5 protein-coding genes are annotated in these 5,787 nt (G+C 43.3%); 1 reads left to right on the top strand and 4 read right to left on the bottom strand.

The window, feature by feature from the left end; all coding sequences use genetic code 11:
* Positions 1-189: 189 nt before the first annotated feature.
* Positions 190-3,279, top strand: a complete 3,090-nt coding sequence (locus tag GY683_RS04700) for a type I restriction endonuclease subunit R (RefSeq protein WP_297287644.1) — start codon at positions 190-192, stop codon at positions 3,277-3,279.
* 154 nt (positions 3,280-3,433) lie between these two features.
* On the opposite strand, the gene GY683_RS04695 is transcribed toward GY683_RS04700, so the two are convergent.
* The 4 genes from GY683_RS04695 to GY683_RS04680 all read right to left on the bottom strand — a co-directional run bounded on the left by GY683_RS04695 (position 3,434) and on the right by GY683_RS04680 (position 5,607).
* Positions 3,434-3,745 (bottom strand): hypothetical protein, encoded by a 312-nt coding sequence (locus tag GY683_RS04695; protein WP_046698671.1) that lies wholly within the window; start codon positions 3,743-3,745, stop codon positions 3,434-3,436.
* A gap of 72 nt (positions 3,746-3,817) precedes the next feature.
* Positions 3,818-4,129, bottom strand: coding sequence for a hypothetical protein (locus GY683_RS04690; protein WP_297287643.1), 312 nt, complete (start codon positions 4,127-4,129; stop codon positions 3,818-3,820).
* Positions 4,126-5,379 carry a DUF3596 domain-containing protein gene (locus tag GY683_RS04685; protein ID WP_297287642.1) on the bottom strand — a complete coding sequence of 418 codons (1,254 nt, stop codon included), beginning with the start codon at positions 5,377-5,379 and terminating at the stop codon, positions 4,126-4,128. The genes GY683_RS04690 and GY683_RS04685 overlap by 4 nt, the downstream gene beginning before the upstream one ends.
* Before the next feature lie 12 nt (positions 5,380-5,391).
* Positions 5,392-5,607 (bottom strand): hypothetical protein, encoded by a 216-nt coding sequence (locus tag GY683_RS04680; protein ID WP_046698669.1) that lies wholly within the window; start codon positions 5,605-5,607, stop codon positions 5,392-5,394.
* Positions 5,608-5,787 lie beyond the last annotated feature (180 nt).

The following is a 5,787-nucleotide window of genomic DNA, read 5'->3' as shown; positions in this document are numbered from 1 at the left end:
GGATTTGTGGCAACCAAGCCAAAATTTAGACAAATAAAAACCGCACTGTGTCAAAGACAGGGAGTGCGGTTGTATCAAGTGCTATTATAACAATGCAAACTTGCATAGTCAAGACTATCGGAGAAAAAAATGCTACTAGGCATCAACGAAAACACCATTGAACAATCCGCCATTGCCACAATGTAATCTTTGGGCTGGGATTATACCTATGGCAAAACCATTCTTTTGGGCTGCCAAAATGAATGGCGAGAGCGGACAGGCGAGGTGATTTTAAAGCCGTTGTTGGCGGCCGCCATTGCAAAATTAAACCCAAATCTGCCCGCTGCCGAGGTGGAAAATGTGGTGGCGCAGGTGTGCCGTGCGGAAAGTGGCGATTTGGCGGAGCGTAATCGTCAGGCTTATGATTGGCTAAGAAATGGGGTCAAAATCACTTATCAGCAAGACGGTGAGCAGGTGTCTGATGTGGTGCAGCTGATTGATTTTCAGCGTCCAGAAAACAATGATTTTCGCATTGTCAATCAGCTTGATATTGGCGGTAAAAAAGGCAAACGCATTCCTGATGTGATTGGCTTTGTCAATGGTTTGCCCCTTGTGGTCTTTGAGCTGAAAAATCCACTTAAAGAAAATGCCGACATTGGCAAGGCATACGCCCAGTTGCAGACTTATAAAGATGAAATTGGTGATTTGTTCGTATTTAATCAGGCTTTGGTTATCTCCGATGGTGTTGTGACCCGCATTGGCTCATTGACGGCGGATTTTGATCGTTTCACCCCATGGCGTGTGATAGATGAAAAAGACCAAAGCCGACAGATAGTTTTTGAAAATGAGTTAGAAGGCTTGTTACAAGGGTTGATGACGCCAAAAAATCTTTTGGATTATGTGCAAAATTTTGTGGTGTTTGAACGAGACAACAAGAACCGAACTATTAAGAAGATCGGGGCGTATCATCAGTTCTATGGTGTGAACGAAGCGGTGGATTGCACTCTGCTTGCCACCGCCAAAAATGGCGACCGCAAAGTAGGCGTGTTTTGGCATACACAAGGCTCGGGCAAGTCGTTATCCATGCTGTTTTATGCAGGCAAAGTGTTAAGCCGTGCCGAGCTGAAAAATCCAACGCTGGTTGTTGTGACTGACCGCAACGATTTGGACGGTCAGCTATACGCAACATTCTGCGAAGGTAAAGACATACTAAAACAAACACCCGTTCAGGCAGATGGGCGAGATGAGCTGCGTCAGGCGTTGGCGACTCGTTCAGCAGGCGGGGTGATTTTTACCACCATTCAAAAATTTGGCTTGTTGGATGGCGAGCTTGCCCACCCTATCTTAAACGAGCGAGAAAACATCATCGTCATCACCGATGAAGCCCACCGCTCCCAATACGGATTTAATCAAAGAATCGACCACAAGGGACAATACAAAGAAGGCTATGCTAAACATTTAAGAAGCGCTTTGCCTAATGCCTCTTTTATCGGCTTTACCGGCACGCCCATTGCCCTAGATGATAAGGACACGCAGGAAGTCTTTGGTAAATATGTGTCAATTTATGATTTTGAAGATGCGGTGGCGGACGGTGCGACCGTGCCGATTATTTATGAACCACGCCAAATCAGCTTGGGCGAAAGTAGCGAATTTACCAGCGCTGTTCAACAGGCTGAAGAATTATTTGATGAGGACAGTACAACGTTTCGCTTGCGTGAAAAATTGCACGGCGTGGACAGTCGCCTACAACAAATGGCTGAAGACATCATCAGCCACTATGAACAGCGCACCACCCTACAAGATGGTAAGGCGATGATCGTGGTGATGAGCCGTGAGATCTGCGTCAAATTGTATAACAAACTCATCTCCCTGCGTCCCGATTGGCATTCTGACGATGTAGAAAAAGGGGTGGTCAAAATCGTGATGACCAGTACTGCCAGCAACCCTGCCGACTGGCAATGCCACAACCAAGACAAAAAGATCCTAGAAAAACGCTTTAAAGACCCAGACGATCCACTCAAAATCGTGATTGTACGTGATATGTGGCTAACAGGATTTGACGCGCCTTGCTGCCATACGATGTATATTGATAAACCAATGAGCGGGCACAATCTCATGCAGGTGATTGCAAGGGTGAACCGTGTATTCCGCAATAAGAGTCGAGAAAATGGCGGTTTAATTGTCGATTTTGTTGGCTTGACCGATGAGCTAGAAAGGGCGATGAAGCAATACACCAACGCCAGCGGCAGAACTCAGCAGGTAAGAGACATTGGGGCCATTGTTAATAAAATGATCGAAGACATCACAGTCATTCGTGGGCAGTTTGCCACGCCTGTGGACGGTAAAACCGTTGATGTGAATGCGATTTTAAAAATCACCGAACCTCCCAAGCTACTTACTGCCATCTTGACTTCAGCCAACCATATTTTGGCATTAGATCGTGTCAACACAAGTCACAGCAATGACAAAACACCGCGAAAAAATGCCTTTTTACAAGCAGTGCGATTTGCCAAAAAAGGTTTCTCTTTGTGCGGTGCATTAAAAGAGGTTGAGCCATACAATCAAGAATTGGCGTTTTATGATGCTGTGCGCGCCACCATAGTCAAAAACAGCACTTCTTCACACACATCCACAGGCGATAATGAACGCCTGCTAAGACTCTCTTTATTGATGAATAAGGCGGTGAGTTCAGACGGCGTGGTAGATTTGTTTGATTTACTCAAAAAAGACCGCCCCAACATCAATCTGATGTCTGATGAGTTCTTAGAGAGTATAAAAAGTAGCCCAACCAAAGATTTATGGCTGTTGGCGATGGAGCGGTTTTTGTCGTCCGAGCTCAAAGCAAAAGGCGGTGTCAATCTTGCCACCAAAAAGGAATTTGAAGAGCGCCTAAAAGAGGCAATGAATCAATACCACAATCACAATTTATCGGTACTTGAAATCATCGAGGAACTTATCGCTCTTGCCAAAGAGTTTGAGGCACGCCAAAAACGTGGTGAAGAATTGGGCTTAAATCCTGCCGAAATGGCGTTTTACGACGCCTTAGTCCGTAACGAAAGTGCGGTGCGCGAAATGGGCGATGAGGTGCTGATGAAACTTGCCAAAGACATCACCGACAAACTGCGTAAATCGGTAACGATTGATTGGCAATATAAAGACTCTGTACGGGCCAAAATGCGGACATTGATTCGTATAGCCTTAAGAAGTTATAAATATCCGCCTGATTTACAGGCAGAAGCGATAGAGTTTGTGATTCAGCAAGCGGAAGCGATTGCAGAGGATTTGGTGGAGAGTGCTTAAAATATCTCGTTCAAATATTTTAAAACTCGTAATCTACTAAGCGGTTTACTGCAGGATGATTCTAGGTATTTTATACTCGCAATTAAGACAACAGCCCCTTCTATCAAGAAGGGGCTGTTTATCAATAAACCATTAATCTACAGCAAATCAGCAGCTAAAAGGGCGCATTTATAAACGCTTCACAGCTTCGACAATAATAACCAGCATCAGTATTGGGTCTGTGATAATAAGGCGGGGTTACTTCGTAGTATTTACCACAGCCTTGGCATTGTATTGCGCTGTCATAGACCCTCACATCAAGCAATAGCCTGCTTAAGCTTTCAGGGCTTGCCTCATGATCACTACACAGCTTAGCAATCGCTTTGGCGCTGTCTTCTTTAGGATTGATCACATGCTCAAAGTATGCTTGGCACAGTGCTTTTTGTTCTTGTGTTACATATGATTGAAATACATAATGAATGGTCATGTTAATTTCCTTTGGTTTAAATCTATTTAAATTAAAGTATGTTAATTTAGGATGGTTTAGCTTTACATCACATCAGTCAAGCTCATGGCTTGGCAGATGAGTGACAAGGTCATCTCTTAACGCCAGATAAAGACTGTCATCATCATAAAGCTGTCTGTCTTTGATTTGATGTAGCTGTTCTTTTACCCATGTTAATACTGCCTCATGGTTGTTTAAGTAGTTAGGCACCTCTAAAAACATACCCATGCCAAATCCTCGTTGAATCTGCAGCTCTTTAATTACTCTTTTTGTAATCTTAGATGAAAGCCTGATCACCTCTTGATGATCCTTCATGTCTTTTAAGACATCGGTCAATAGCATATTGCTTGATAGATGATTTATCATGCCGTCACCTCCTCATCTTCGTGATTATCCCATGTTAAATCGTTGGTATCCGGCTTGGGTAAATTTGCCAAATAAAACGCATCTTTACCATGTTTGCTTTGCATCAACACTGCATGAAAGGCGCTGCCATCTTGCCTTGTGGCATTAGGTACGTAGCGACTGTAGACTTTAAAGAGCATCATGGTGTTAACATGACCCATCTGCTTAGCTATCCACTCTGGCGCCTCTCCTGCTGCCAGCCATAGCGTGGCTGCTGTATGACGCGTCTGATAGGCGCTTCTTGCTTTTAGCCTTAAAAACCTTAAAGTAGGATGCCAGACCCTGCGATTTACGTTGCGATAGCTGAGTGGTTCACCATCACGGGTGCAAAACACAAATTCAGACTTATCAAAGGTCACTTTCTTTTGTGCCAAGAGTGCCTCATACACAAATGGCGCCATGTCAATCTCACGAGAGGATTCGGTGGTCTTAGGAGGGCCCATCACACCATTGACCAGCGCCTGTCTGATTTTGATTTGACGCTTCTCAAAGTCTACATGCTCCCACGTCAATCCATCAATTTCACTGGTTCGCATTCCTGTAAAGAATCGGACGATGTAGTAGTTTTTAAAGTCAGCTCTGACCGCACCAATAAAACGCCACACTTCATCAATACTCAGCGGTGTGATGTCACTTTTTTCAACCTTAAGCTGTCTGATGTCAACAGTAGGATCATTAAAGTTGTAGCGTTTTGACGCTTCTTTTAGTATCATGTACAAAGTTGCCATGATTGAGTTAATTCTGGTAGCTGACAGGGTGTGTTTGGTCGTTTTGTGTGTCACTTTGCCGAGAGAAGCACGAAACGCCAACACATCCGCTCTATCTATTCTTGATATGGCACGCTTATCAAAGACAGGTATTAAATACTTATTGATGATGATTCTAAGCTTTTCTTGATAAGTTGCTCGCCATTCAATACACCTTTCATTAAACCATTGCCAAACAAACTCTCCAAAGAGTGGTACGCCACTTTGTAAGTTTTGTCGTCTTTCACCCAGTTCTTCAAAATAGCCAACTTTGTCGCTTTTTGGGAAATACTGCTGATAACTAAAACTGCCGAGCAATATTTCAGCCTCCATTCTCTCTAGAATCTTTGCAAGCTTCTTTCGATTAGCAGGTGTGTCGGTTAGATTGGTTTTTTCTCGGCAGCGGGTGTTCATGTAACGAAAGTCCACAACAAGAAACCCGTAGCGCTCTCTTATGCTAGCCATAATACCTCCCTATTACTGTAATGCCATACAAAGTGAAGAATGATTGAAATACTCCGCCATGTCTTTTTCGATTCGCTCCCAAATGTACAAGATTTTACGACCGCCAAAAGGACGTATGTAATGCACACCTTCAAGCAATACACTGTCTTTTAATTGGTTACGAATGGTTCTCTCGTCATACTTGATGCGATGGGAAAGCTCTTGAGTTGTGAGGTAGGTTTGTGTCATAATAAATACCTTTTAAGTATGATTTTTTACGTACATGCATATATAAAACATTAGTATGCACTCCAAAGAGATTTAAATTTACCTCTTAGATGGTAATTTTTATCTCTTAGGCGTACTATAACCCATTTTTACCACTATGTAAATACTTTTTATCACAAAAAAGGTAGTTTTTATGATTTT

Origin of the sequence: Moraxella sp. (assembly GCF_024227015.1) — a bacterium.
Classification (GTDB): Bacteria; Pseudomonadota; Gammaproteobacteria; order Pseudomonadales; family Moraxellaceae; genus Moraxella.
Note: the sequence above shows the minus strand (reverse complement) of the source record. Positions and strands in the feature narration are given on the sequence as shown.

Coding starts and splice junctions, on each gene's coding strand:
- GY683_RS04680 (WP_046698669.1), bottom strand. CDS start 5,607: ATGACACAAACCTACCTCACAACTCAAGAGCTTTCCCATCGCATCAAG.
- GY683_RS04690 (WP_297287643.1), bottom strand. CDS start 4,129: ATGATAAATCATCTATCAAGCAATATGCTATTGACCGATGTCTTAAAA.
- GY683_RS04685 (WP_297287642.1), bottom strand. CDS start 5,379: ATGGCTAGCATAAGAGAGCGCTACGGGTTTCTTGTTGTGGACTTTCGT.
- GY683_RS04695 (WP_046698671.1), bottom strand. CDS start 3,745: ATGACCATTCATTATGTATTTCAATCATATGTAACACAAGAACAAAAA.